The following is a 24,300-nucleotide window of genomic DNA, read 5'->3' as shown; positions in this document are numbered from 1 at the left end:
CTACTTTATGATTTTAGAGCCTGTAAAGCTTCAATTACTGCATCTAAATTATCCATTGGAAGGTGAACTTTCCACTCAGGTTCTTCTGCATTTCCAACTAAAGAGATACCAATACTTGCAATAGAATGACTATCTTTTCCGTATGGTTCATCTATCTTACTTACAGATATAACGCCTTTCTTTGTTCCACTTAGTGCAATTGTTTTCGACATGTTTAATTCCTTTTAGTATAAGTTAAATTTATTTGATAAGTCTAGCTAATTTTCCCTGAAGTTTAAGCCACGAACGATGTCCCATTACAGGAAAACCAGCAAAAGTTAAGCCACTTTCTTTAATGCTTTTCGTTACACCTGTTCGTGCAGCAAAAGTATTAAAGGGAGCTATCTCTAAATGTCCAGCAGCACCTGATTGTGCACCAAATACAGTATTTCTACCCATTGTCGTCGATCCGGCAAAGCCACTTTGTCCAACTAAAACAGAGTATTCACCTATCTCACAATTATGTCCAATATGAACAAGATTATCTATACGAACACCTTTTTTAATAAGAGTACTGCCAAATACTGCTCTATCAAAGGTACAATTAGAGCCTATTTCAACATCATCTTCAACAATTACATTCCCATTTTGATAAATCTTTTTATGCTCACCCAACTTATTTGTAGCAAAACCAAAACCATCACTACCTATAACAGTTCCTGCATGAATCATACAATCATTACCAATTTTACAATCTCTATATACTGTAACACTCGGGTGAAGCACTGTATTATTGCCAACGACTGCATCAGTACCAATATATACATGAGCCATCACAGTACAGTTCTCGCCAATGATCGCACCATTCGCAATTTCTGCTTTATCTGAAATAGTAGTATTCGAACCAATAATAGGTGAAGGAAGTGTATTATTTTCAATAGGAGGGGCAAAATATTTTGAGAGTTCTGCCATCTCCCAATATGGGTTTTGAACAACTAATGCAACACAACCCTCGGGAACTTCTTCTAGTGTCTTCACATCCACTATCATAGCGCCAGCATTAGAACTAGCTATATCTTTTACATATTTAGAGCTTGCTACAAAAGACAACTCGTTGCCTTGTGCATCTTTTAAAGTATTCATACTATCTATTTCAAAATCTACACCATCAAAATTTGCACCAATTATTTTTGCAATTTCTGTAAGTTTCATAAGATTATCTTTCTAAGGCTACTGCACCACTTCGAACAATCTCTTTTGGATTGTATCTCTTGATTGCAGTTAAAAAATGATTTACACGTTTTGGCTCATCTGCTACCATGGCTATGATGACGTTTTCACCTACATTTACAATCTTTCCATTATATGCTTCACATAAAGCACTTATGTCGCTAAGATTTTCAGTAATAGGAAACTTTACCATAGCCATTTCTTTTTCCACTAAATCTGCATGCTCATACACACGTAAAACTGGAATCAGCTTATGAAGTTGTTTTGTGATTTGCTCAATCACACGAACAGAACCTGAAGTTACAATAGTTAATCTCGAGTACTTAGAATCAGGAATAGGCGCAACTGTTAAAGATGTAATGTTGTATCCACGACCAGAGAAAAGGTTTGTGATGCGAGATAAAACACTTGACTCATTCACAACAATAACTGAGATTACTCTTCTTTCGCTACTTTCAGTCGTCATTATTTTGTCTCCTTTTTCTCTAATAACATCATGTTAAACAAGCTTCCACCTGATGGAACCATTGGCATAACATTTTCAAATCTTTCTACAATTACTTCTATAAAAGCAACAACATTTTTTTCTACAGCATCTTTAAGTGCTGCATCAAATTCTTCTTTTGTAGTAACTCTATACCCTATTCCACCAAATGCTTCTGATAGTTTTACAAAGTCTGGTTGCACAGAAAGATCTGTTTCACTATGACGCTTGTCATAAAATAGTGTCTGCCATTGACGTACCATACCGAGAAAGTTATTGTTAAGAATTACGTTAATAACCGGTATCTTTTTTTCAACTGCAGTCATAAGTTCTTGAACATTCATGAGAATTGAGCCATCACCGGTAAAGTTAATAGACGTTTTATCTGGACAAGCAGCTTTCACACCAATAGCAGCGGGAAAACCAAAGCCCATTGTGCCAAGACCACCAGATGTTATCCACTGATTTGGACGTGAAAATGGATAAAATTGTGCAGCCCACATTTGATGCTGACCAACATCTGTAGATATATTTGCAGAGTCTCCTAGAAGTTCACCAACTCTTTGTACAACCCACTGAGGTTTAATTCTCTCAGAGTCTTCGTGAAATATTAAAGGGTGAAGTTCAGCAAAGTCACTAATCGTTTGTCTCCAACTCTCGAACTTTTCATGTTTTATTTTAGATACGTGTTCTAACATATCCTTTACAACATTTTTTACATCACCAACTATTGGATAATCAGCATGTACTAGTTTTGAAATTGATGCAGGATCAATATCTACATGAATAACACCTGCATTTTTAGCAAATTCTGAAAGCTTACCAGTTACCCGGTCATCAAATCTAACGCCAAGTCCAATAACTAAATCCGTTTCACTCATAGCCATATTTGCAGCATATGAGCCATGCATACCCAACATTCCAGCAAGGAGCTCATCATCATATGATAAGACACCTCGTGCCATTAATGTTTCAACTGCCGGAATTCCAGTTGTATGAACAAACTCTCTTACCTCTGCTGTTGCACCTGAATTGATAATACCACCACCAAGGTAAAAAAGAGGACGCTTAGCTTTTGCTATAGCCTCCATAGCTTTCTTAATTTGACGAGGATTCCCTTTTGTATGAGGTTTATATGTCTCTAATTCCAGTTCAATATCATAGTTATATTCTGCAATTTGTGCTGTAACATCTTTTGGAATATCAATATGAACAGGACCTGGACGACCAGAGGCTGCAATATAAAAAGCTTCTTTAAGTACTCTAGGTAAATCTGCCGCATCAGTCACAAGGTAGTTATGTTTTGTACAAGGACGTGAAATGCCTATTGCATCGATTTCTTGAAATCCATCCGTACCGATAAGACTCATAGGTACCTGACCTGAAATGACTACCAACGGAACTGAATCCATATAGGCATCAGCTAAACCTGTTACTGCATTCGTAAAACCTGGACCTGATGTAATCATAGCTACACCAACTTTACCACTTGCCTTTGCATACCCTTCGGCTGCATGAATAGATGCTTGCTCGTGACGATTTAGGATATGTTTAAATCCATCTTGTTTGTATATCTCATCATAGACATTCATAATTGCTCCACCAGGGTAACCAAAAACTGTGTTTACACCCTCTGCGATTAAAGCCTCAATGACCATTTGCGCGCCACTAATTTGCATGAAAAGTCTCCTCTTAAAAATTATTATTTGAAAATTTTCTGATTATACTAAAATAATCTATATTTTAGGTTAAAAGAGAGGATATTGTGTATAAAGAATGCTAATCTAAGATTGATTGTACAATCATTGAAGGTCTCCACATACTAAGAGAGCCATTAGTTAGTAATTCCAAATTTAATTTCGAATTCGGAAATTTACTTATAAATATTCCGTAAAAACTTAAAATTTGATCTTGTAAACCAAAATTTAAAATATAATTCTTTATCCCTTCTTCTATGGTGAACTTATCTTTTTTTCTATCAATAGCAAGTTCTAATTGAATCATATAGCACCAACCTAAGATAGTACCAAGAGCTCTATATTTTGAATGTATGCTCATATATGCTTTTAGAGCATCTTCAATACCAGCTACATTTCCTTCTACTGCAAATCCATTTGCCTTTGTAAGATCTTTGTTCCATTGCTCTTGTAATCGTTTTCCATCATCTGTCGCTTGTAAAACATCTGATTTGTCAAGCATGTTGTATGCTAAAACAATATCTTCATCTTTAACTGCTTTAAAGAATTTCTGTTGAGATTCAATATCCGTCATGAGTTCTTTAACCTCAACTGTAAAATCAGGAAAATCAATGAGAATCCAAAGCATTTTTATTGCTGCATGTGTATTTCCATCATTCATAAGTTCTTGAGACTTTATATACAGAGTGTCCGCATAATTCATTAGAGTAGTATATTCAGGAAACTCCATTAAGAATGGGTGAAGTTTAATAAGTTCAAAAGTAATTTTAAAATCTTTTTGCCCCATAGCTATTTTAAATCTTTTATATACTTCCCCTTGTGTAAAAAGTTCCTGCATTAATTTTGTTTTATCACTTATCCCACGGTAAGGAGCAAGTATTTCACGTGCTTTTTCACTTCCTTTTGGATCGAGTGCATGTTTTTGAGCCAATACAAATGTTTTTTGCCACCTTTCTTCTAGAGCCTTATAAATAGGTGTTTCTTTATACATTGGATGTTGATTTACAATGCTATAAGCAAGAACTAATTTACCTTGCTTTGCCATACTAACAAACCTAGCGTAATCTACATATTCTAGTAATATTTCTTGCATGATTTTGTTTTTGAGAGGAATATTTTTAAAGTAAGAAAAAAGTGCTATTGCCGTTTTTCTATCCCCCTTTTGCAAGTACTTCTTTGCTTTAGATACAGTATTTTCCCAAAGATTTTGTACAAGAGCATATATTTCTGTATATTCCAAGATAGGATTCGTTTCAATATGCGCTTGAATTTGCTCATACTTTTTTTCTTTTAATAATGTCGTTATATGTGCTTCACCTTCATAAATATTATAAAAAAGTAGATCTCCATTATCACAAGATACGATAAGTTCTTTATTCACTTCATTAAATACTAGAGCAGTAATTGGATCCCTAAGCTTTATATATTTTTGAGATATTTGTTTATACGTTTTTAAATCATAGACTAAAATATAACCTAAGATAGTTCCAAGAAAAAGGAAACTATTATTTTGAGCACTTGTAACTTGTGTCACATCATCGTGAATTCCATCAAGTCTTGCCAAGACTTTTCCAGTACTGATATTCCAAATAATTGCTTGAGAATTTTTATCAATACTAAAAAGTCTATTATTACCTAAAAAAGCTATTTTCATCACTGGGTCTGAGTGTGCTTTTAACTTATGTTTTGAGGTCATCATAGTAATATTAAAAAGTGATATTGTTCTATCGTACGATGCAGTTGCCACCCATCTTCCATCTGGAGAAAATGCGATATCATTAACAGTATCTATGTGAAGAGGAAGAGTAAAAGCAAGTTTACCACTAAAAACATCTAACACAAAAGTTTTACCATCATCACCGCAAGAAAACATATATTTATTACTTGGATCAATATCTACACAAGAAACTGGACCATGGTGTCTGTCCAGTTTGGTAATTAGTTTTTTTGTTGTAGCATTATAAAGTCTAGATTCTTTACAATCCGAACTTAAAGTTGCCAAATATTTACCATCACTTGAAAATCTAACAACTTTATTTTTATATCTAAGATGGCTAATCTTTGCTTTAAAACCATCAAGTAATTCTAAGCTATCGATATCCAAATATCGAATAGTCGTTTTAGAATTAATAACTAAAAGTCTACCATCGTCAAGAATTTGCGTTTGTATAATTGGCTCTTTAAAGTTTTTACTTCTTATCACTTCCATCGTATTAGCCTCTTAAATATCCCTCTGATTTTAATACTTTTCGTATTTTATCTTGATGTTCTTCCCCTTTTGTTTCCATATGAACGGTTACATTAGCATCACCATATTCAAGGGATATAGATGTTCTATCGTAAGCAATATGGACTATGTTTGCATTTAATTCTTCTAGTAATTCAGTAAATCTTTTAAGTGATCCTGGCTTATCTATAAGCGTAACTGTTAGCATCATTTTTCTTCCAGACTTTAAAAGACCTTTTTCAATGATGACAGAAAGTAATGTAACATCCATGTTTCCACCACTTAAAACTACTGCTACTTTTTTGCCCTTTAGAGAGTCTAGCTTATTATGCATTAATGCAGCTACTCCAACAGCACCAGCACCCTCAACTACAAGTTTTTGACGCTCAAGTAAAAATAAAATTGCACTCGCAATCTCTTCATCATCTACACTAATACATCTATCTACATTCTTAAGCATATATCCCAAGGTAATTGCAGATGTATCACGAACAGCAATACCATCGGCAATTGTTCGAACACTGAGTGAATCAATAGGCTGTTTTTTATCAAAAGAGTTTTTCAATGCAGGTGCACCACTTGCCCCTACTCCAATCACTTCTATATTTTGGTTAAGTGATTTAAGTGTAAGTGCCATACCAGAGATAAGTCCACCACCACCGATAGGGATAACAACAGCATCTAGATCTTGAGCGCTCTCTAAAATCTCTAAAGCTACAGTACCTTGACCAGCAATCACTTCTTCATCTTCAAATGGGTGAACAAAAGTTAAAGAGTTTTCTTTTCCATATTTTGTTGCATACGCATACGCTTCATCATAATTTGTTCCAGCAAGAATAACTTCTGCACCAAAATTTTTAACACCATTCACTTTAGTAAGAGGCGTTGAATCCGGCATAATAATAACAGCTTTAATTCCAAACTTTGAAGCAGAAAGGGCTACACCCTGAGCATGGTTTCCAGCACTTGCCGCAACTACACCGCATGCTCTTTGACTTTCACTCAGTGTAGCTATCTTATTATATGCACCACGAATTTTAAAAGCACCAGTAACTTGAAGATTTTCTTTTTTGAGATAAACCTCACATTCACTTATTTCACTAAGATATGGTGCATACGCGAATGGTGTATTTACAACAATATTTTTGATGCGTTCTTGCGCTTTATAAACTTTTTCTAAATTAAGCAAAAGAGTCCTTATCTATTTTGTAGTTCTATCTTTGTACAGTGATTTTGAACAACTTTCATTCCGGCAGCTTTTGCTTTTTCTGCTGCTTCATTATTTACTAGTCCTAGTTGACCCCAAAACACTTTCACATCACCACGAGCTATACAAGCATCTGCGATAGCATCAAAAGCCTTAGGTTTTCTAAAAATATCTACCATATCAATTGCGAAAGGTATCTCAGTTAAACTTCTATATACTTTTTCACCAAGAATAGTATCTTCCTTAGGATATACAGGGACTATCTTATAACCATGGTTTTGTAAATATTTTGCTACCATATTACTAGCTTTACTCTCATCTGGAGAAAGTCCTAAAATTGCTATTGTTTTTACGCTGTCTAGTATATCTAACATTTCTTTACTAGTTGAATTTACACTCGGAAATTCGCACTCCATTATCTATACCTTTTCATCTTGATTTTTAAAGTATTATAGCTAAAAATAACAATAATTAGAATCAAGAAACAATCAGAATAAGACTGTATTAAATTCAATCCGCTATAATATCCCTACATACATTAGTCCATACAATCACTTAATTTAAGTAATTCTAATGAATATAATTAAACTAATAAAGAACTACTTATGAAAAAAATACTATTTACCATCTTCCTTCCTGTTGTGATTCTTGCACAGAGCTTCTTAATCTCCAATATACCTCTACCAAAAACGTATATTCAAAACCTTGACCCATATGACTGTGGTGAAGAATGTTTACAAGAATTTATAGATAGGGAAATGTTTTTTTCATTTCTTGCATATGCTGATACGAAGCTAGAAAATGAAATCCAAAATGAAGTAAGAAATATAAATATAGGTATACTTAACCTTGGTTCGACAATTATAAATACTAAATTAAAAATTGCTATTCTTTTACCTTATAAAAAAATAGGTAAATACTCTTCTTCAACTACAAATGCTTCATTTGCATACTTAATTACAAAAAACCAACCATTTGAGTTGAAGAGTTATAAAATTGAGAGTGAGAGTCAAGAAGATATTCATATGGCTTTAACAAATATTATTGAAGATGGATTTTCTTATGTTATTGCTCCATTAACAACGAAAGGTGCAGAAGTTCTTACAGAGCTTAATCCTCAAATTAACATCTTCTTTCCAACTATAAATAAAAAAGACTCTTCTAGTACTTCACCATACTTATATTTTGGAGGAATAGACTATAGAGCACAAAGTGATTTACTCCTAAAAGAAGCTGCTTCACCACTTATAATTTTTCACGATAATTCATCTATTGGTAAAAAACTGGCACGGTATGAAGAAAATACATTCTGCTATGAGATTACTCCAGAGACAAACGCTACAAATGAATTTGGTCCCTATATTGTTCCGGCTAGTAAAATAAGGCAAGAGGACAAAGAAGCCATAAAATTTTCTATATCAAGGAAAACAACAAACCTAGAGCATTACCTCAAAGAGAATGAAGATATCAATGGTTCCACTTGTATTATTAATACACCAATTGTTAAAACAAGTATGGTTATGTCTCAATTAACTTTATACGATGCCAATACTACAAATATTCTCTCAACCCAGATAAACTATGATCCTCTCATCCTTTCAATGACCCAGTATGTTGATAGAGAAAAAATGCTTATAGCTAATTCAATTACAGAACATAATAATGTTCTCATAGAAACAAATGCAATATTGAGTAATGATATAGAGTATGATTGGATTAACTATACTACAACTGTTGCAATGGATTACTTTTTTCACTTAATTACAAATGCTCAAAGAGAGTACAATATAGAGCTCATTAATCAGCAAATGAGTTATCCAATCGAGCTACTCAAACCTTCTCTTTCGAGATTTATTAAATATATTCCTACTCCGGAAGAAGTAGCACTAGAAGAGACTGAGGATTAGATCTTTCGTTTGAGAATCTAACTTTTGAGGCTTCCCTTGAAAGTTTATATAGGCAAGCGTTATATCTAATTCAAATATTCTCTTTTCATTTCTAAATATACTTTGATTCAAAATAAATGAAGCTGCTTTCATTTGTACTAGCTCAGTTTTAATTTCCAACTCATCTCCAAGTTTTGCTCCAGAAAAATAATTCGCCACTACCTTTCTAGCCACAAAATGACCACTTTCAAGCTCAGGGGTCAAGCCAATTTTAAAAAAACATTCACTTCTCGCCCGTTCACAAAAATTAAGATAATTTGAGTGATAAACTATGCCTCCTGTGTCTGTATCTTCATAATAGACCCTTATCTGCATGCTAAACCCCTTTGTATATGTCACTTACCAGCTTTTTATAATTTAGCGGACACTTAAACGGCTACTAAAATGTTTAAAACTGAAAGCTATTTTGATTATATTTTTTCGTATTGTACTAAAAATATTATACAAGTAGTTAAAAAGACAGAATCTGGTATCTGTGATAGCATGAGAATAATTCTTCTCTAAGAGTACATATAAAAAGTTTGCTTTACAATTATTATATTGAGTAACAAACCAGAAAAGTATTTTGTATATTAATAGAATTTTTCATAAGAAATTCCTTACTTTATATCCATAATACCTGAAGAAGATACACCAGAAAGTAATACCATCTCCCGATGCTATGTTGCTAAATCCTTGTTATTAAATTTACTTAAATCATTATAACCACAAGTACGAGCCATTACTTGCATAGCACTGTTAGATATGGCAATACTATCAGTACCAAGTGCCATAGCTTTAACAAAATCTATAGGAACACGTAAGCCACTTGTAATAATAAGTGTAACTCTACCACTAGTACCTTATTTATCTAGATATTTACGAGCTCTTGCAAGGGCTGGTATAGTTGGTACACTTATATGATTTCTAAACATCTCATGTGCAGCACCTGTTCCACCACCTCGACCATCCAATATAATGTAATCAGCACTAGCATCGAGGGCAAACTGTATATCTTCTTCGATATGATTTGCGCTGAGTTTAAAACCAATAGGAATACCACCAGTGATTTCTCTAACACGATTAGCAAAGTGTTTAAAATTTCAGATGTAGCAAGATCCTTAAAGGTAGGTGGTGATATAGCAGGCCGACCTTCATCTATACCTCTAACTTCTGATATCTCACCTATATTTTAGCTCCTGGAAGATGACCGATACATCTTCAAGTAATGCTTTTGTGGCCATTTGTGCTGTCATAATTTATAAATCATCCCAGTGAGGTAACTCGTTACATGGGACACCCATAGATGTCATTTGTCCATGGTAACCGAGTTGAGGGAGTCCTTCTTGTGCTAGTAGATGTATAAACTCTACAGTTGCTTTAGCTTTGGGTAACTCAGAAGTCTTCTCCGCGACACCTGGTCCTTCCTTACCAATACTACCTATAGTAAATTGTTCATGTGTGCCATCACAATAAGGTGCATTACCAGTATGCTTTCATGCACACAAAAAAGCTAGCCTTTTGAAAGAATATATCTGTACTAAACACTATAAATTACTCGTCAGTCCATTTTTGCTTGGCATGTGAATAATCACAGTAGGGTTTGTTTTTAGAATGCCCACAACGGCATAATGTATATTTGGTCTCTGAAAATCTTGTAGGTTTGCATCCACTAGAACAAGAGATTCCCTCAACACTATATGGACCATCCTTTACTATGCTTACCTTAGACACTTCTCTATTATCTAGATATGTTTTATTTTTGAATGTATAAGATAGTGCTCCGGAGGGACAAGTGTTGATTGTATTTATAATTTCATCTACACTATCTTTATCTGGATGTATCCAGTCTTTAGATTCTCCATCTAAAAAAACTGAAGGTAATCTTCTAACACAGCTACCTGTACCGGCACAGATAGAACGGTTGAAGTTGATAGTGATTTCTTTACCTTCATACTCATAAACAAGCTCTTTATCTATTTCTCTCTTACTTATGAAACCACTTTTTTCATGTTCTCCATCACAAAATGGCTTATTATTAGATGTTCCACACCTACAAAGGTATGCAGGAGACTCTGAGCTGATTATTTCTCCATTTTTTTCTAAAACAGGAGTATCAGTTTCTAAAATTAGTGGGCCATTTTCTACTTCTTGTATTGTATTTTTCATTTCAAAATTCCTTAGTAGTTTTATAATTTAAATATTAGCTTAACAAAAATAATAATAAATAATAAAACTTTACACTTCAATGACTTCTTCTAAATAAAAGAAGTTTTTCTTTTAACTCTCTAACATCTCTATAAAAAGAAAATGACTATTTTGTAAAGCTTTAATATCTAAACTTCGCTCCTGTATAATTTCCATAGCATCACCATCATCTAGAGTAACACCATTAACACTTGAACTTCCCTCAACCTGAATAAAATAAACTTGTCTTCTTACTTCGATAGGAAACTCTAAATCTTTTCCTTTTTCAAGTTCACTTACATAAATATTTACGTCTTGATAGAGTTTTACTTCAGCATTACCCTCTTGTGAAGAGACAATATTTAATAGCTTGTTATCTCTTTGATCTTTTGTGTACATATGCGAGCCATACAGTACTTGAAGATTTTTCTCCGGTGGCACTATCCAGATTTGTAGTAGTCGTAAATCTTTGCTTGTACTTTCATTATGTTCCGCGTGAACTATACCACTCCCGGCACTCATATACTGAACTTCTCCGCGTTTGAGTACTTCACTGTTTCCCATAGAATCCTTATGTGTTATCTCTCCATCAACAATGTAGGATATAATCTCCATATCGTTATGAGGGTGCATATCAAAGCCACTACTAGGATGAATTATGTCATCATTGAGAACTCTCATAACACCAAAATTCATATTCTCATAGTTTCTATACTCTGCAAAAGAGAAGTGAAAGCGACTCTCTAGCCAACCTAAGTTTGAACTACCCATATTTTCTTTTGGTAATTTCTTAAACATGATTCTTTCTCCTATTTATACTTTACTTAGCTTGAATTCCTTCAATAACTATATCGAACTTAACGGTATCCCCAACAAGCAGACCACCAGTTTCCAGGAGTTCATTAAAATTAATGTTGAAATCTTTACGATTTATCTTCCCACGAAGCTCAAATGCCAATCTTGTATATCCCCATGGATCTTTTACCGTGCCACTAATCTCTTCAACATCAAGTGTTACTATTTTAGTAATATCTTTTATAGTAAGCTCAAACTCTGCCTTGTCATCATTCTGCTTAAGAAACTTTAAGTGTATTTGTGGATATTTTGCAACATCGAAAAAATCCACACTCTTTAGATGTCCATCTCTTTTAGCTTCCATTGTAGTTAAGCTAGCAGCTTCAACTATTCCATTTATGGCAGAAAACTGTTTTGTTTTTTCGTCTATGCTAAAGGTACCACTAAATTTCTCAAAGCTTCCTTTAACGTTACTAATCATCATATGCTTTACTTTAAAAGCTACATCTGAATGGCTTGCATCAACATTATAACTTGCTGCATTTAAAAAACTTATACCTAATACTGCACTAAGTGCTAAACTTTGAACTAATTTCATTTTTCTTTCCTTATATTTTAGTGTAATTACTCTAAAATTATATGCTACTTAGAAAATAATGTCAAGAGTAATTACTCTAGTAGTAGAAATATATGACACTAAAAGTACTGTGAAATATTGATAAATAGGTGCATGTAAGGAATTGTAAAATTTATTGACTAACTAGAGTAATTGCACTATAATTTCAATATAAGGAATTAATATGTCAAGAAAAGAAGATATTTTAGAGGCTGCTCGTGAACTTTTCAACCAAGTAGGTACACAACCTTCCACTACAAACCATATTGCAAAAGCTATGGATATTAGTCCAGGTAATTTACACTATCATTACAAAAACCGTGAAGAGATTGTACGATTACTCTATATAAAGATGCGTAAAGAAATGACTCTCTCTGTAGATGGACTCCCAGAATGCATCGCTACTTTACATGAACATGAAAAGTTACTTATACAAATACAGTGGAAGTACCGCTTCTTCTTTAAAGAGATGCTTTCACTTTTTGCACGAGATTCTGAGCTAGAAGACACCTACATAAAAGATAACATAGCACATCGTAGACGAATACGACAAGTTATGCATAACCTTATACTCAATGAAGAGCTTGCTATTACTGATGAAGAAGATATAGACTTTCTTGTCGATTCTATCTCTCTATCATGGCAGTATTATAGTTCATTTTTACACACTATAGGGCAAGAGTTAAATACTGTATCTGTTCAAAACGTTATAAAATATACATCTGCGGCTATGAAGCCTTATCTTGTAAAAAAGTAGAACTAAATGCAAGAATATAACAAAGCAAGTGCCTGGTTTAATGACTTATATAAAAGAAAGAGAAATACTTTAGTAATATCGTAGTAGAAGATAATTTTAGATACAATTATCTAAAATTCTTATAAATCTAAATAGGTACTTATGTTCCAAAACTTAAAAATCATAACGCAAATCTTACTTACTTTATCTTTAGTGTTAACACTAAGCATTATGTTAGTATTCATTACAATTTCAAAAGTAAAACAAGTCGAGAGCATAGATATAAAATTGCAAAACTTACGAATACCAACAGTTTTACACAGTACAGCTATGATGAACGGAATAAATGGTTCACTTGCTGCATTAAGAGCTTGGATTATTTTAGATGATGAAAAATTTAAAAAAGATAGAGTTAGATCTTGGGATGAGGAGATTGCCCCAACACTTTTAAACATGAAGCAATTATCAAAAAACTGGACTAACCCAGAAAATATAAAAAGACTTCAAGAAATTACTTTACTCCTTGAAACTTTTAGTATATACCAAGAACAGGTAGAAAAAAATTTACATCAAAAAGAGATGGCCAATATACTTTTAAAAACTAAAGCAGCACCAACTGCGAGTAAAATAAAAGAGATATTATCATTAATGATTGATAATCAAAAACAACTTATGAATAATGATATTATAAATTTAAATGATATTATGAGTTCATTGAAAATATTTTTATGGAATGGACTTATACTAATAACGATAATCACAGTACTTATCTCAATATTCATGATAAGAAAGATAGATAGAAAACTTACTAATTTTAGAAATGGTCTATTAGATTTTTTCTCTTATCTCAACAAAGAAAAAAGCACTACTACAGTTCTTAATGATATTGGAAATGATGAAATTGATACTATCTCAAAAATAGTTAATGATAATATTCAAAATACATCTAGGTTATTAACAGGTCATGAAGAGATATTTACACAACTCCAAGAGCATAAAAAAGCATTAGATGAACATGCCATAGTATTAATAACAGATGTCAACGGAGAAATAATATATGTAAATAACAATATGCTTAGTATTAGTGGCTATTCTAGAGAAGAATTACTTGGAGAAAATCCTAGGATATTGAAATCTAAGGTTCATGATAAAAGTTTTTGGAAAAATATGTTTCAGAATATTAAGAACAAAGAAACATGGCATAGTGAAGTTTGTAACAAAGCAAAAGATGGTTCTATTTACTGGGTAGATACAACTATTGTTCCAATTCTTGATAAGAATTCAAATATAAAAAATTATATAGCGATACGATCTGATATAACACAAAGAAAAAAATATGAATCTGAGCTTATACAAGCAAAAGAAAAAGCAGAATTCTCAACAAATGCTAAATCAGAGTTTTTAGCAAATATGTCTCATGAAATAAGAACCCCAATGAATGCAATAATGGGATTTATTGGAATATTAAAAAAAGAAGAAACAGATACTAAAAAACTGCAATATCTTGAAACAATTGATAGCTCTAGTAAAAGCTTAACAAATATTATTAATGATATTTTAGATTTCACTAAAATAGAAAGTGGAAGACTTGCTATTGAATATATAGATTTTAACCCACAAGTTGAATTAAAATCTATAGAAGACCTTTTTAAAGTTAAATGTGAAGAGAAGAGTATCAATTTGTCAATCAAGCTCAGAGAACTACCAATATTTCTCAATGGAGATATATTAAGACTAAAACAAGTTCTAAATAACCTTTTGAGTAATGCAATTAAGTTTACTCAATCAAATAAAAAAATAACATTGGATGTATCTTATGATAATAATCACCTTTTCGTAAGCGTAAAAGATGAAGGCATAGGTATTAGTGAAGAATATCAAGAAAAAATATTTGAATCATTTTCACAAGCAGACAATTCTACAACCAGAAAGTACGGTGGTACTGGTCTTGGATTGAGCATCTCATATAATCTTATACAACTAATGGGTGGAGAACTCAAAGTTAGGAGTAATCTGGATAGTGGTAGTGAATTTTATTTTAGCTTGCCTCTAAAAACTGGAAAAGTAATTGAAAATAGAATAAGTACAAAAAAAGATATTGACTTTACACATCGTAAATTACTTTTAGTTGAAGATAATAAACCAAACCAACTTTTTATGAAAGTAATATTAAAAAAAATGAGTATAAACTTTAATATAGCTAATGATGGATTAGAAGCAATTGAAGCATTTAAAAATAATAAATATGACGTGATACTAATGGATGAAAATATGCCAAATATGAATGGGGTAGAAGCTACAAAGAATATACTTGGTATAGAGAAAGAACAAGGACTAAAACATACCCCAATTATAGCATTGACTGCTAATGCACTTAAAGGAGATAGGGAGAAGTTTTTAGAAGCTGGTATGGATGAGTATTTAACTAAACCTATTGATAAAAATATGTTAAGTGAAATGTTAGATAAAGTTCTTATTTAATAAAGAAGAATGCTATTTTCAATTCTCCTGTTGACACTAATCTCCATCAAATTAAGTTTTCCAATTATATTCATTCATGAGAGATGAAAGAATTTTGACAGCCATGCGACAGACTTTCCTTTTTCGTGCTGCTTATATATGACATTTTTCTCTTTAGAAGTCAGAATAGCTTTTCTTCCAAACTGAACACCTTCTTTGTAATCAAAAGGACATCTCCTCCTCGAACAAAGTCCATCATAATATTAAACTGTTGACGATCAGCTTCATTCTTTCCTATTTTTGAAGAAAGTTGAAAATCAAGAAGCCCTTAATTCGTAACAGACTCTTATCTTCACATTAAACCCCTTTATGTACGTTACCTTAGAACTTTTCTAGATTTAGCAGACACTAAATGTATTTACTAAACAGTTAAAACTCCATTACTACTTCTTTTGATTTTTGAATATAGAGTAAGGTATTAGTAAAACTAAATTGATCCACCTCTTCTATACCTGCTTCTTCATATTCCAATAAAAAGTCAAATCCGTCTAATTCAATGTTTTTAACTTTTTTTAAGTGAACAGCGTAGAGTAATAAATCAGCTAAATCACTAACTGGGATTATGTCCCTAAAATCTTTATTAAATTCATCTATATATTCATCACATATTCTTTCATTTGACATAAGGAGTATCCAAAGAATAATGTTGTCTATCTTTTGAGGTGCATTAACTTTCTTTAAAAAACTATTGTATATCTCTTTATTTTGAGATATTTCATCTAGCTGCTCATTGGCTTGTGTTATTAAAAAGTTGATTCTTACTTCATTGAGTTTCTCATTTTTATAACCATCTAGTACTGACTTTGCAATTTGAAATGTATGCATTATTCCTCTCTTTATTTAATATGTAATTATTACAAGATATTCTAAAATTTCCATTAATCAAACTAAATACAGAAAGTATACTTTGTTTACTTTAAATGTGCATTTTTGACGTAATCAAAAAATCACGAGAAAGTGTTATGTGTTTAAAATCTAGATATTTACAGCAGGAAGTATATAAACTCTTAATAAATAGTTGTATAATTATGGCATGAAGTACTTAAAAGACTTGCAATCAATCATAAATATCAATTCATATACGAAAAATAAATCTGGTGTGGATAAAGTAGGTAAAATTTTTGATGGCTGGATGGAAGAAATTGGATTTACCACTGAAGTCCATGAGCGAGCATCTATAGGTCATCATCGTCACTATGTATCTACCTATGTTAGCACTAATAAGAGACTATTATTACTTGGTCATCTTGACACTGTGTTTCCTGAGGGCAAATTTGAAAACTACTCCGAAGATGAAGAATGGATATATGGACCTGGTGTTTGTGATATGAAGGGTGGAAATATTGTTGCTCTAGAAGCACTTCGCCAAATAAGAGCAGATGGAGTCGAGATTCAAAATATAGATCTTTTACTTGTAAGTGATGAAGAATCAGGAAGTGATGATTCGAAGTATTTAACTGCAAAGTTAGCTTCAATGTATGATTACTGTTTTGTATACGAAGCTGCTGGCGTAGAGATGGAAGTTGTAACTGGTAGAAAAGGTGTTGGTACTTTTTTTGTAGATATCCAAGGTAAAGCCGCACATGCTGGGAATCATTATGTAGATGGGAATGATGCAAATCTAGAAGCTTCTTATAAACTCCAAGAATTGGTGAAGTTAACAGATCTAAAAAAAGGCACCACTGTCAATGTGGGAAAAATCGAAGGTGGAATTGGCGCCAACACAATAAGCCCACATGCAAAACTAACTTTTGAACTTCGATATAAATTCCAAGAAGAAAGAGAGAGAGTTTTACTCGCAATCAAAAAAATAGTAAATACTTCCTATGTAAATGAAACAGTATCAACACTTAGTGGCGGGATACAAAGAGATGTAATGCAAACCTCATCATCTTCACTTAAACTCATCAAAAGAATAGAAGGTATTACATCTAAGGAGCTAAAATCAGAAGAACGTGGTGGTGTTAGTGATGCAAATGTAGTAAGTTCAGAAGGTGTTATTACCCTTGATGGTTTTGGACCATTTGGAGACGGGGATCATACTATTCATGAAAGAGCAAATAAGCAAAGTTTTATAGATAGAATAGATTTGAGTAAACAGTTATTTCAACATTTTATTCAAAATAAAAATTTTTAAAAAGGAAAATTTAATATGTCAAATAGAAAAATTGGAATGTGGCTTTATTCAAATGGTGGCGGAGATAAAATTGCTAAAAAGATAATTAAAAAACTCCAAGACAGAGATATCGAAACTTTAGATAACATAAGTCTAAGACAAGCAATAGCAAAAAATGGCCATATTTTATACCATGATATAAAGCTTGATAAACTTGACCTTTTCTTTTCATATAATGCAGGTGAACAAACACAGTACCAAACCTATTTATACCAAGCATTAAACCGCGTTATTCCAATGATTAATTCGTATGATTCTTTTGCATTAACGGAAGATAAATTCCATACATCATTTGTTTTAAGAAACCATGGTATACAAACACCTGACTACAAACTTTGTCATAGAGATGATGCTGATGAACTTAAAAAAATAATCAAAAAATGGGATAAAATGGTCTATAAACCAACTGATGGTTGGGGTGGTCTTGGGCTAACTAAGATAGAAAATGAAGCGACTTTAGATATGTTGATGCCATTTTTAAATCAAATGGACTTACGATATTTTTATGTTGAAAAATTTCTTAAGTATGATAATACAGATTTTAGAATTGATATTGTCGATGGTAAATTTGTTTCATGTTATGGAAGAAAAGCCAATGGAAGTGATTGGAGAACAAATATTACTGCAGGCGGTAGTGTATTTATGCGTGAAGCAAATGATGAAATTATTAAAATTGCAAAAAAAGCGTGTAAGGCAACCGGTGTAGATATTGGCGGTGTAGATATTATTTATGATTTGGAAAAAGAAGAGTATGTGGTTTTAGAAGTAAATGGAATTCCAGCATTTGCAACACCGGAACAAGAAAAGATGGGATTAAATTTTAATGAGAAAAAGATAGATTTAATTGTTGACTTAATAGACAAAAAAACAAAGAAAAAAGGATAAGGTATGCCAAAAAAACAGAAGCTTCCAAAATTAGGATTTTTATACTTAGATTATGTAATGAGATTTTTCGATTACAGTAACTTCAAAGGCTGGCCAGACAAAATAGAGGCAGTTACATACCATTGGAAAAATGATAAAACTAGATTTATAAATGAAGTGAAGAAGAAAAATATTGATGTTTTAGTTGGAAATATTCCAGCAACTGCATATGAAACTTTTAAAGAAATTGCGGCAGAACTTCCACATGTAAGGTTTGTTCCCTCTATAGAAAGTCAATTTTGTAACAAGTCTAAAGAAAATGTAACACTTTTTTGTGAAAAATATAATGTTGCTGCTCCAAAAACACTTATTACATATGATGATAAAGAGGCAGATGAGCATTTTAAGAACTGTCATTATCCTCAAATAGTAAAAAGAAGCTATGGTGCATCCAACTATGGAGGCTACTTTGTTCATAAGGTAGATAACTACAAAGAAGCAACACAGCTATTCGCAGAGAAAAAATATAAACCAGTTTATACACAAGATGCTATTCCTCTTAAAGATAGTGGAGATATTCGTGTTATGCTCATTGGTCATAAACCCGTGTGTGCATTTTGGAGATATTCAGGTGCTGGAGAGTGGATAACAAATACTTCTCAAGGTGGAGACATGTCTTATGAGAATGTACCAATGGCTGCTCTAGAACTTGCAGTACAAGCTTCTAAAGCAGCTAAGGCAGAATATTGGGCATGTGATATAGGAATTGATGAAAACACACAAAAAGCATACATAATTGAATGTGCAACAGCTTTTGCAGCATTTCCATACATTAGAGATTGGATTGGTCAGTATGTTATGTGGGACTTAAGCGGTGGTAAATTTAGACTTCCTCATGTTCCTTTATTTTCTTGGGAAGAACTAGGAAAAATGGACCCATCAGTTTTAAGAACTCTTAGACATCTTTACTTCGCAAAATATGAACCGTCTGTAGATGGTACATACTGGTTAGAAGACAAAGGTAACATTGATATGGAATTAACAGATGAGTCAAAGCCTTCGGATGTTCCTCCATCCATAGAACCTCCAGTTGCAGAAGATAAACTTCCAGAGATGCTAAAAGGAGAAGATCAAGTAATGTCATCTCCAATACCAGAAGTAAAATTATATTCTACAAAAGAAGTTTCTTTAACTGAGTTAATGACTTTAGAAGGTATGGAAGAAGATGTAGCAGTTACTATAAAAGAGTTAATAGAAGAAAAAGGCATAACTACATTTGAGCAATTAAAAGAGCATATAAGTAGTTCGATAGAACATATAGAACTATGGGCAAAATCATTTAAAAAATAAAATAGTGTAAGGGTAGATATTGAGAGAACAGTATAGTTCATATAATGAATGTGTAGAATTTTTTAATGAAGCACAAAAAAGTAGACCAAATCTTTTTAAAGTACAAACCATTGGTAAAACATGGGAAGATAGAGATATTGTAGCAGTTAGTATCACAAAAGATGTAGATACAAATAAGGATAAACCAGCACTTTTTTATACAGGAACTATTCATGCAAGAGAGTGGATTGGGATAGAACTTTCACTTAGTTTTGCTAAGTATATTCTTGAGCATATAGATTATGATCCTCAACTAAATGCAATTTTAGATAGAACAACTTTATATATGGTTCCATGTGCAAATCCAGATGGATTTGAATACTCTAGAAAGCATTTTTCTTTTTGGAGAAAAAATAGAAGAAAAAATGCTGATGGAAGTTTTGGCGTTGATTTAAACAGAAATTTTGAAATTGGTTTTACTCCAAATAAAGATACTACATCAAATGTATACTCAGGTCCATTTGCATTTAGTGAACCAGAGACTGCAGCACTAAGAGATTTCGTTATAGAACATAAGAATATTACTATAGCATTGGATTATCATTCTCAGGGTAATGTTTTCTTCCCTGCACATAACTTCATTCACGAAGATGCCGAAGATGCCATTGACTTAAACCTTCTAGCTGGAAATATGGCTGAAGAGGTAAGAAAGGAATCTGGTCGTGAGTATGGTGTTCATATGGGTAAACCACCAGTTCACCTTATTTCAGGAAGCGGTAGGGAATTTTACTACTCACTAGGAGCACTTTCCTTAGTTGCAGAAGTTGGAACGAGAAACATTAGTGACTACAAAGAACACATGAGTGAAAATATAGATGAAAACATTCCGGCACTTATGTTTGCTTTGGGTGAAGCAAACAATTATGAAAAAGACGACTCAATTCCAAGAGTTGGAAATTTTATAGCTACAAGTGTAACTTCAAGAGAAGTTGAACTCTCTTGGGAATATATAGATGATGAAAGTTTATATTATGAAATTTATCGTTCAGATAAAAAAAAGGGTTATGCACAGACTTCAAATAGAATAGGTATGACAAAGCTAAAGACTTTTACAGATAAAAATTTACCAGCGTCTACAAATTATTATTATTATTTACGAGCTGTTTGTAAAAGAAGATACATTAAATCAGCATTTGCACAGATGTGTGCTGTAAGAACAAATCCAGCTGATAATATGTTTTCTAAAATCTTGTACCCAGCAGCTGATAAAATAGGTTATGTTGGTGAAAAAACAAAGAAAAATACTGAACATTTTGGAAATAATTCTGTTTTTGTAGGTATATCTGAGAAAAAAGGTGAATGCTATGGTGTATGTGGATTTTCCTTATCAACAATACCTGAGAATGCTGTTATCACAAGTGCTTGTATATCATTTTACCCTATGAATAGAGTTGCTGTTCAAATTGAGAGTTTTGGTGAATGGAGAGTTGGTCAGATAGATGAACGTGGCATAGATAAAATCGATAGTTTTGATGAAATTAAAAATGCTAAAATCTTAAGTTATATAGATAGACCAACAAGTTCACCTCAATTAGCGCAAGGTGTATGGAGGAAGTATAAGTTTGCAAATCAAGAAATTGAAGTACTCCAAAAATCTTTAAAAAGAAGAGAAGCATGCTTTAGGATGGAAGGACCTACATCTTTACCACTGAGCCGAGCTTCACAAATGATGCAATGGGACATTGGATATGGAAAATTTAGCGGCGGTCTTTCATACAGACCCAAGTTAGATATATCATATACTATTAATGAAGCTAAAATTGATTTGAAATCTTCTTCTGAAATTACTGTATCTAAAGAGGCCATTGATGAATCAAAGTTAAAAGTGGGTTACGATAATAATGGTAATCAGGAATATGGATATATGGAGTTTGATTTATCAAACCTTCCCGAGATGGATAATACAGTAATCTCAGATGCATATATTGATATAGAAGCAAATAAAGTAAATGCTTTAAATGAACTTCGTTTTCATATAGAGATGATAATTCCTTGTGAAGGTGAAAAATCTTATGAAAAGATTAAAGATAGAGAAATCATTGAACGTATAGGTTATGACGTGAGTGTATCCGATATTAAAGATAGTTCTAAACACCGGTTTGTTTTTGATAAACATGCAATCGGGGAAATGTTAAAAAATGCAGATCAAACATCAAAAGCTGTTTTTGTCATTTCTGCTTCATCTCAAAAATCATTTTGTAAGTCTCAAGATGTAAGTTGGTGTGATACTAAAAGAGTGAAAAGACCATCTTTAGTTATAAATTATATTAAAAAAAGAAGAGTGGCGCCCGAGTGTGTTGAGAATCTTAGACATAGTATCTCAGATGGTATTATAAAGCTTGAATGGGATATACCAAATGATGATGGATACCAAGGTGCTATTGTCATTAAAAATCCTTTTAGAGTGCCTTGTTCACCATATGATGGTCAAAAGCTGTATGGTGGTATGGATAACTATACATACGACAACTATGGAGATAAAAATATACATAAATACTATGCAGTGTTTTCGTATGATGATGTGCCAAACTTCTCAAAGGCCCAATTTATTGAAATAAATCAATAGTATAAAGGGCTATGTTATCATTAATTATGACTTAGCTTAGCCTTGTATACATAATCTCTTAAAGACACTATCTTATAAACTTAGATACAATGGTTATATCAAACAGTCTTGACTGTTTACATAAATTAAAGTGAGGATTTATACAATGGAAATTCGAATATATTTTTGTGCTGTACTATACAACGAGGACTCTGAGATAATTCAGGTGTCTGATATTAAAAGAGAAGCAACTGAACATGGTGTAACAGATGTTATATCTAAAATTCAAAACTCAAAAACCACGTTATCGGCTTTATATAAAGATGGTTGGAGACTAGTTCAAGCTGTTGCTTCAACTGAGACAAATGGATATAGACTTTTTTTAGAGAAAAATTAATTTTATTTCATCTATTTTTTAAGTAGTAAGTTCTATACCCCTTTTAGGGGTGTGTTAAGATATTCACTAAGTAATGTTTAGGTTTCGTATAAAGTTACCTGCAATATTTTTACTTCTTGCAAGAAATTGTTGTGCTATCTCCGGTTCATAAATTGTGTTAAGAGTTTCAAAAAAAAGCTTTAACCATTGCTCAAACGCTTTTATACTTAACTTGTCTTGTAACTTAACATGAGGAGCAAAGGGATTACCTTTATATGTAAAATCTCCCAAAGCGATAGAAGCCCAAAAATCAGTTAATAATTGAATATGTGCTTTCCATGTAACACTTTTTAAATCTTTACCTAATATATCTATAAAGATTGGCCCTATTAAATCATCTTTTATAACTTTTGTATAAAACTTAATGACTAAATTATTTAAATTTTCTTTTGTTACTTCATTATGCAGCATATTTTTATTAAACCTTTTGATATTTATTTTTATTATAGAAAATTCTAACATAAAAGATATTAGCCATACCAATGCAATCTATTTATTTTTCAACTGTTACCTATTCAAAAGTTTTGAAAACATCGTAAATTCAAATATCTTCTGTAGTTTTTTTAAATATAACTTTCATATTTTTTAATTCCATCTTGTATATAAGAAATCTTACCTGCTATCTCACTATCAGAAAAGTAACTTGAAGCTTCCATTGTTAGAAAATTATCCGATATATTGTATGTAGTAAAATACGATTTATTCTCTAAATTCAAATTGTTTAATAGTTTCTGTAGCATTACATATTACTCCCTTGACCTAGTATAGTTTTAATTGACGTAGTCATTCTATGGAATAAATAACTAAAACTTCTACTGCTAATGATGTTACAGATGAATGGGTAAAATATATTGAAATATTTAGCTCTTCAGCTATCCGCATAACTGATTTTATATACAAAGGTTATTCATGGAGTGAGATAGAAGGAATTTTTAAAGAAGCAATCCATAATAGGAAAGAAATACAACTAAAAAATTATTAACTTTTTCTACTTATTTATTACAATAACCCATTAATATTCCAACTATTAGCTATTTCTTTTTTTAATATTACATAACATGAAATCGTTGCTAAGAGTCGTTATACGAAAAGAGTATACCCCAAGGATTAAAAATACCCCTACCTATTGAATTTTTTGAAATCAGTTATATAATTAGTACATAGTTTGAGTATAATGGCCTGAAAAATCAAGACAAGTTTTCAGCTTAATTAATTTCCACCTTGTATTGTTACCTTACCCTACATTTTTAATAAATTCAAGATACATATTCATAGGTTTTTGATAAC

At 32.2% G+C, this 24,300-nt stretch carries 22 protein-coding genes and 1 pseudogene; 8 read left to right on the top strand and 15 right to left on the bottom strand.

The features are described 5' to 3' along the window. Positions 1–5 precede the first annotated feature (5 nt). From ACI9TV_RS07950 to ACI9TV_RS07920, 7 genes are all read right to left on the bottom strand, one after another. Positions 6–212, bottom strand: a complete 207-nt coding sequence (locus tag ACI9TV_RS07950) for a hypothetical protein (RefSeq protein ID WP_415250244.1) — start codon at positions 210–212, stop codon at positions 6–8. A gap of 28 nt (positions 213–240) precedes the next feature. Next, the gene (lpxD, locus tag ACI9TV_RS07945; RefSeq protein ID WP_415250243.1) at positions 241–1,191 is read right to left on the bottom strand and encodes a UDP-3-O-(3-hydroxymyristoyl)glucosamine N-acyltransferase; all 951 of its coding nucleotides are present in this window, start codon (positions 1,189–1,191) and stop codon (positions 241–243) included. Between the two features lie 4 nt (positions 1,192–1,195). Beyond that, a complete protein-coding gene (ilvN, locus tag ACI9TV_RS07940) occupies positions 1,196–1,675 on the bottom strand; it encodes an acetolactate synthase small subunit (RefSeq protein ID WP_415250242.1) in 480 nt (159 codons plus the stop codon). Next, positions 1,675–3,372 (bottom strand): acetolactate synthase large subunit, encoded by a 1,698-nt coding sequence (locus tag ACI9TV_RS07935; protein WP_415250241.1) that lies wholly within the window; start codon positions 3,370–3,372, stop codon positions 1,675–1,677. Before ACI9TV_RS07935 ends, ilvN begins: the two co-directional genes overlap by 1 nt. 100 nt (positions 3,373–3,472) lie before the next feature. Beyond that, on the bottom strand, positions 3,473–5,599 hold the full coding sequence (locus tag ACI9TV_RS07930; RefSeq protein WP_415250240.1) for a WD40 repeat domain-containing protein: 2,127 nt from the start codon (positions 5,597–5,599) through the stop codon (positions 3,473–3,475). A gap of 4 nt (positions 5,600–5,603) precedes the next feature. Beyond that, the gene (ilvA, locus tag ACI9TV_RS07925) at positions 5,604–6,806 is read right to left on the bottom strand and encodes a threonine ammonia-lyase (RefSeq protein ID WP_415250239.1); all 1,203 of its coding nucleotides are present in this window, start codon (positions 6,804–6,806) and stop codon (positions 5,604–5,606) included. A gap of 8 nt (positions 6,807–6,814) precedes the next feature. Then, positions 6,815–7,240, bottom strand: coding sequence for a CoA-binding protein (locus ACI9TV_RS07920; RefSeq protein WP_415250238.1), 426 nt, complete (start codon positions 7,238–7,240; stop codon positions 6,815–6,817). A 189-nt stretch (positions 7,241–7,429) separates the two neighbouring features. On the opposite strand from ACI9TV_RS07920, the gene ACI9TV_RS07915 reads away from it, so the two are divergent. Continuing rightward, positions 7,430–8,731, top strand: coding sequence for a hypothetical protein (locus ACI9TV_RS07915; RefSeq protein WP_415250237.1), 1,302 nt, complete (start codon positions 7,430–7,432; stop codon positions 8,729–8,731). Here ACI9TV_RS07915 and ACI9TV_RS07910 read toward each other — a convergent pair. The 5 genes and pseudogenes from ACI9TV_RS07910 to ACI9TV_RS07890 all read right to left on the bottom strand — a co-directional run bounded on the left by ACI9TV_RS07910 (position 8,711) and on the right by ACI9TV_RS07890 (position 12,329). Beyond that, complete coding sequence (locus ACI9TV_RS07910) at positions 8,711–9,085, bottom strand: YbgC/FadM family acyl-CoA thioesterase (RefSeq protein WP_415250236.1); 375 nt, start codon at positions 9,083–9,085, stop codon at positions 8,711–8,713. The two genes, ACI9TV_RS07915 and ACI9TV_RS07910, sit on opposite strands and share 21 nt — an antisense overlap. Before the next feature lie 464 nt (positions 9,086–9,549). After that, positions 9,550–9,801 (bottom strand): annotated as a pseudogene (locus ACI9TV_RS07905) (glutamate synthase-related protein); the annotation flags it as partial. 502 nt (positions 9,802–10,303) lie between these two features. Next, positions 10,304–10,918, bottom strand: a complete 615-nt coding sequence (locus ACI9TV_RS07900) for a CDGSH iron-sulfur domain-containing protein (protein WP_415250235.1) — start codon at positions 10,916–10,918, stop codon at positions 10,304–10,306. A gap of 111 nt (positions 10,919–11,029) precedes the next feature. Then, positions 11,030–11,734: a pirin family protein gene (locus ACI9TV_RS07895; RefSeq protein WP_415250234.1), complete on the bottom strand. Its 705-nt coding sequence runs from the start codon at positions 11,732–11,734 to the stop codon at positions 11,030–11,032. A 22-nt stretch (positions 11,735–11,756) separates the two neighbouring features. Continuing rightward, positions 11,757–12,329: a YceI family protein gene (locus ACI9TV_RS07890; protein ID WP_415250233.1), complete on the bottom strand. Its 573-nt coding sequence runs from the start codon at positions 12,327–12,329 to the stop codon at positions 11,757–11,759. A 202-nt stretch (positions 12,330–12,531) separates the two neighbouring features. Here ACI9TV_RS07890 and ACI9TV_RS07885 point away from each other — a divergent pair, with 202 nt between their 5' ends. Both ACI9TV_RS07885 and ACI9TV_RS07880 read left to right on the top strand, forming a co-directional pair. After that, positions 12,532–13,104 carry a TetR/AcrR family transcriptional regulator gene (locus ACI9TV_RS07885; protein ID WP_415250232.1) on the top strand — a complete coding sequence of 191 codons (573 nt, stop codon included), beginning with the start codon at positions 12,532–12,534 and terminating at the stop codon, positions 13,102–13,104. Between the two features lie 210 nt (positions 13,105–13,314). Then, the gene (locus ACI9TV_RS07880) at positions 13,315–15,564 is read left to right on the top strand and encodes an ATP-binding protein (RefSeq protein WP_415250231.1); all 2,250 of its coding nucleotides are present in this window, start codon (positions 13,315–13,317) and stop codon (positions 15,562–15,564) included. Between the two features lie 408 nt (positions 15,565–15,972). Here ACI9TV_RS07880 and ACI9TV_RS07875 read toward each other — a convergent pair whose 3' ends face one another. After that, entirely contained in the window at positions 15,973–16,428 is a 456-nt protein-coding gene (locus ACI9TV_RS07875) for a hypothetical protein (RefSeq protein ID WP_415250230.1), read from the bottom strand. Positions 16,429–16,636: 208 nt separating this feature from the next. Here ACI9TV_RS07875 and ACI9TV_RS07870 point away from each other — a divergent pair, with 208 nt between their 5' ends. From ACI9TV_RS07870 to ACI9TV_RS07850, 5 genes are all read left to right on the top strand, one after another. Then, complete coding sequence (locus ACI9TV_RS07870; protein WP_415250229.1) at positions 16,637–17,740, top strand: M20 family metallopeptidase; 1,104 nt, start codon at positions 16,637–16,639, stop codon at positions 17,738–17,740. Between the two features lie 15 nt (positions 17,741–17,755). Next, entirely contained in the window at positions 17,756–18,664 is a 909-nt protein-coding gene (locus ACI9TV_RS07865) for an ATP-grasp domain-containing protein (protein ID WP_415250228.1), read from the top strand. Positions 18,665–18,667: 3 nt separating this feature from the next. Next, on the top strand, positions 18,668–19,993 hold the full coding sequence (locus tag ACI9TV_RS07860; RefSeq protein WP_415250227.1) for an ATP-grasp domain-containing protein: 1,326 nt from the start codon (positions 18,668–18,670) through the stop codon (positions 19,991–19,993). A 19-nt stretch (positions 19,994–20,012) separates the two neighbouring features. Beyond that, on the top strand, positions 20,013–22,598 hold the full coding sequence (locus ACI9TV_RS07855; RefSeq protein WP_415250226.1) for a M14 family zinc carboxypeptidase: 2,586 nt from the start codon (positions 20,013–20,015) through the stop codon (positions 22,596–22,598). A gap of 145 nt (positions 22,599–22,743) precedes the next feature. Next, entirely contained in the window at positions 22,744–22,974 is a 231-nt protein-coding gene (locus tag ACI9TV_RS07850; RefSeq protein WP_415250225.1) for a hypothetical protein, read from the top strand. A 66-nt stretch (positions 22,975–23,040) separates the two neighbouring features. Here ACI9TV_RS07850 and ACI9TV_RS07845 read toward each other — a convergent pair whose 3' ends face one another. Further along, entirely contained in the window at positions 23,041–23,424 is a 384-nt protein-coding gene (locus ACI9TV_RS07845) for a group III truncated hemoglobin (RefSeq protein WP_415250224.1), read from the bottom strand. A gap of 152 nt (positions 23,425–23,576) precedes the next feature. Next, entirely contained in the window at positions 23,577–23,753 is a 177-nt protein-coding gene (locus ACI9TV_RS07840) for a hypothetical protein (RefSeq protein WP_415250223.1), read from the bottom strand. Positions 23,754–24,300: the final 547 nt, after the last annotated feature.

The sequence above is a fragment of the Sulfurimonas sp. genome (genome assembly GCF_047622445.1).
Taxonomy (GTDB): domain Bacteria; phylum Campylobacterota; class Campylobacteria; order Campylobacterales; family Sulfurimonadaceae; genus Sulfurimonas.
The sequence above is the reverse complement of the archived record's forward strand: the minus strand, read 5'-3'. Positions and strand labels throughout refer to the sequence as shown.